Origin of the sequence: Actinokineospora xionganensis, from assembly GCF_014323725.1 — a bacterium.
Lineage (GTDB): Bacteria > Actinomycetota > Actinomycetes > Mycobacteriales > Pseudonocardiaceae > Actinokineospora > Actinokineospora xionganensis.
The window spans coordinates 1-4588 of record NZ_JABVED010000047.1; the positions used below are offsets into that span (position 1 = coordinate 1).

1 protein-coding gene and 1 pseudogene are annotated in these 4588 nt (G+C 68.9%); both read right to left on the bottom strand.

The features are described 5' to 3' along the window. Positions 1-1035 (bottom strand): annotated as a pseudogene (locus GPZ80_RS31770) (LamG domain-containing protein); the annotation flags it as partial. A gap of 115 nt (positions 1036-1150) precedes the next feature. After that, the coding region (locus GPZ80_RS31775; protein WP_187224797.1) for a LamG domain-containing protein at positions 1151-4588 on the bottom strand (3438 nt) is incomplete at its 5' end.

Below are 4588 nucleotides of genomic sequence, written 5' to 3' on the forward strand. Positions count from 1 at the left end.
AGAGCAGTGGTACGAGTGGATCGTCTCCACGTGCATGGAGGCGCTGATGATGTGCTTGCCTGCGAGGGACCCGGTGTGCATCCGCAGATACGTCCGCGAGATCAAACAGTCCCCTTCGCAGACGTAACCCGCCTTCAGATCACTCAACGCGCCATCGGTGCGGTCGAAGTTCTTGTTGTCCGGCCACGCGGACTGCACCACGACGTGATGGGCCTTGCCGCAGGAATTGCAGCGGTGCGAGGGATCGATGAACACGGGGAACGTGGTCTGCGGCGCAGTGAGGAACGCCTGGTCAGGCTTGACCGTGACGACCCGGTCGGTCACAGCCGAGCCCATGACCGCCCGACGAGCCCCCTCATTGGGGCCACCCGCACCCGGGATCGGCGTCCCGGAGGAGTCCCACATCAGCGAGGCATCACCGGTCAGCACCGGCCCACCACGCTCATCGGCCACCGACAGACCCTCCGCCTTGCCCTTGGCGTGCTTGCCGAACGTCACCTCGCGCAGCTTCGGATCGCGCGCGGCCTCCGGGGTCTTGACCACCAACAACTGCTGGTAACCCAGGACATCCGCGGTGACCTTCAGATCCACACCCGGCAAAACCTCTGGATAGGTCGCCGTCGGCCCATCGAGCACCGGGATGGGCAGCTCGTCCGGCCACACCAGCCCCGCCTCGGCGCCCTTCGCCGCCATCCGCACCAGCGGCAAGCCCTTGCCACCGCCGGACAACGCCAGGTCGATCACGGTGGCGCGCGGTGCGACCGATCCGTCGGCCCGGCGCTCCAACGTCGTGTCCACCGCGACGAACTTCCCGTCGCGGCGCACCCGCACCGGACGCACGTGCTGCTTCCAGGTGAACGTCCCATCCGGATTCGCCCGCACATCGGTGCTCTCATCGGTGCGGTCCAGCACCAGAACCGACTTCCCGCCCGCCCGAGCCGCCACCACGGCCTCAGCCTCAGTCGCCACCTCATCCGGCACCGCGGCGGCGGCCTGCGCCGATCCGGCGACCATCACCGCAGACAACGCCACCACGACGGAGACGGCGGCAGAAACCGCCCGTCTGCCGGTTCCACGACACGTCAAAGCCACTGACATCACACGACTCCCAGGTCGATTAGGCGGACCCCCACGTCCGCGGGTACTGCGTCTACTGGTTCATCAACTGGCTGGTGCACCACCGGGAGGTGTCACACGAGTCCGGCAGGACACCGGTGAACACCCGCACCTCGCGCAGAGAGCCCTTCCATGGGTCGGCCGAGACGCCTTCCCACGTGGTCCGGCCGATCAATAGGTCGCGCGCCACAGCGGGCAGGACGAGGTCCTTGCCCGCGTAGTTGGCGGGCGGCGAGGACAGGGCCGTGACCTTCGTGACGGTCGTGCTGTCCACCGGCACGGTGTGCTGCTCGACGCCGTTGACGTAGAAGCGGATGCGTTTGCGCACGGAGTCGTACGTCACGGCCAGGTGCACCCAACCGTTGGCGTCTCCGTAGGTGGCGGCCTCGTTGTCGCTAAGAAGCCACTTGCTCACCGCGGTCGAACCGCCTGTGGTCTCGGTGAGCACGCCCCAGCGCTTCCACTCGGGGCGGTATCCCACGAGCAGCGGCGCGTAGCGGCCGGTGGTGCCGAAGGAGATGGCCTGGCGGGCGGAGCCGTCGTAGCCGCTGTGCCGCACCCAAGCCGCGGCCGTGAACGACTGGTCGACTCGGAATGTGGCATCGCGCGGCGCGGAGATGTCGTTGAGCATGTTCCACAGGCTGTGGGCGTCCGGGGCGCCGAGCGCGTACGGGAACGTGCGCACCTCGTCGACGATGCCGGGAAAGAAGTCGACCTGGCTGCCGTTCCACTTGGCCCTGCCCACCGCGAAGGTGCCGGTCGAGTTCCATGGTGCGGTGAAGGCCGCCTCCGCCTCGAGGTAGCCGTTGACGTAGAGGCGGATCTTGCCCGCGGTGACGTCGTGGACACCGAGCAGGTGGGTCCAGGTGTTCACCTTCGGCAAGGACACCGAGTTGGCCCTGGTGACGTTCGGATTGTCGCGGTCGCCGTCCGTGGTGCTGAACGACCAGCGGTTGTCCAAGTCGTTGTACTGCAGCAGGAACGGGGTGACCCGGGCGCCGTCCTGGGCGGCGATGGTGAAGAAGCCGTTGTCCCGCTCCAGCTTCACCCACGCCGACACCGAGTAGCTCGCGGTGGTCGTCAGCACGGGCGCGTTGCGGTGCAGCCGCTGGCTTGTCCCGTCGAGCTGGACGCCCTTCCCCCGGCGCCCGATGACGTAGGTGGGGGCGACCGTGCCCGCGCTGGTGGAGTGGACCAGGTCGCGCGCGTTGCCCGAGGAGTCGGTGAGGGTGTTCTCCATCGACCAGGAGGCCGCCGGACCGGCGCCGGAGGCCGTGCCGTAGTGCGCGGACACCCCGGGGAACGTGGCCGCGCGGTGTCCGTTGTCACCGGTCCAGGTCATGGTGCCGCCGTAGGCGGTGCCGGAGGTCACGGGGTCGACGCTGTTCGCCGCGACCGTGCCGCCGGTTTCGTCCAACGTGTAGCGCGCCCGTTCGACGGGGGTGTTGAACAGGTCGGCGACCTCGGTGGCGGTCAGTGCCCCGTCGTACACCCGGACGTCGTCGATCCCGCCGACAAAGGCCGCGGTGTACGCGCCGGACTGCTTGTGCATCCCGAGGTGGAACGGGCCGGTCGAGATGATCCTGCCGGTCACCGGGCTGGTCTTCTCGAGGACACCGTTGACGTACAGCGAGATCGTGTCGGCGACCGCGTCGTGCACCACTGTCACGTGCGTCCACTGGTCGGCCTGGGGCGACGAGGTGCCGATCGCCCACTGGAACTTGCCGGTGTCGGCGTCCACATCGGACACGCCGAAGGTCCACCGGTCCACGTCGGGCGAGTAACGCAGATGGAACGCAGAGATCCGGCTGCCGTCCTGGCTGAACACCGACGTGTACTTGGTCTTGTCGGTCAGCTTGACCCATGCCGACGCCGAGTAGCTGCCGGTGCTGGACACGAGTGGTCCGGCCGCGCGGGGACGAACCGACGGCGTCACGTCGAGCTTCAGCGCCTCGCCAGCGAAGCCGGGGCTGAACGCCGGGGTTCCGGAGGGCTGCGAAAGGTCGGCGTTCGCACCTGTGTTGCGCAGGTTGTCGTTGAGATCGGGGTTGTCGAACAGGTACTCCGCGACCGGCGCGGCCGCGGCGGTGCCCGAGTGCAGGGCGGCGATGTCCGTGGCCGTGAGCGGTCGGTTGTGCACGCGGACGACGTCGATGGAGCCGCTGAAGTTGTGCACGCGCGCGCCGTTCACCTTCGCCGCGCCCAGCACGAAGATCCCCGGGGCGTTCCAGGTCGCGGGCACTGCCGACTCTCCGGCCAGCACACCGTCGACGTAGAGCCGCACCTTGCCAGAGGATCGGTCGAGCACCCCGGTCAGGTGGGTCCAGGTGTCGGGGGCGGGCGCTGCGGCGGACAGCACCCGCGCGGCGGTCGTGGCGTTGTCGACGTCGGACGAGGTGAAGCGGAAGGCCCAGCGGTCGGCGGCGTCGTCATACCCGAGGGTGAACCCGGATCCGCGCGTGCCGTCCTGGGAGAGCACCACCATGTCCTGGTCGAGCGTCGCCGGCTTCGCCCACGCCGAGGCGGTGAAGCTCGAATCGGTGCGGATGAGCGCGTCGCGCGCGTGGTAGTGCTCCTTGTCCGATTCCGCGTACCCGGGCACGACGTTCATCCTCGGTGCGAAGCCCGACCCGCCGTATCCGCCCTCGAAGTAGCCCCCGGGCGGGGGCGGACCGTAGAACGTGAGGTCCTTGGCGCGCGCGGAGTCGGCGAGGGCGCCGTCGAGCGCGTAGTGCGCGACCTTGCCCGAGACGCCGACCTGGTAGTCCCCGACGTCGATCGCGTACCGGACGATCGCTGAGCGGTTGCCCGCCCGGTCGACCGAGCGCACCGACATCACCTGCGGCCCGCTCGCCATCGGCGTCCAGGAGACCACTGCGGAGCCGTTCAGCACGGTGGGCTTGGCCACGGTTCGCGGGTCGTCGCCACCCGAGGTGAACGAGTAGAGGTAGTGGTCGATGTCCGATGTGCCCGCGGGCGCGGCCAGGGTGAACTTGCCGCCGACCCCGACGCCGCCGGATGTCGTCGCCGCCGGGTACTGCGTGGAGGTGACTACCGGCTGACCGGGCACGACGGTGTCGACGATGAAGGAACACGTCTCCGACTGCGGACCGAGCAGTTCGCCGTCGCCGATCGTGACGTGCCAGTTGTACGTGCCGTCGGTGCCGATGTGTCCGTTGGGGACAGTGATCTCCCCCCACGTCCACGACGGCAGGTTCCCCGTGCCGGTGTTGCTGTTCACCGCGGGCACATGGAATACCGCGTTGACGCTGTCGCCGTCCGGATCGGACAGCACAGCGCGCAGCCGAGGTGTGCGCGTGCCGACGAACGCGCCGCACGCCAGGTCGTCCGCGGCGTTGGGGCCCCACCCCTGCAGGCCCAGTTCGACCGGCTGGTTGGGCTTGGAGTTGTACGACACGATCAGGGACGGGTTCAGATCGAACCGGCGCCACGAGGTGTTGTCGCCCTCACG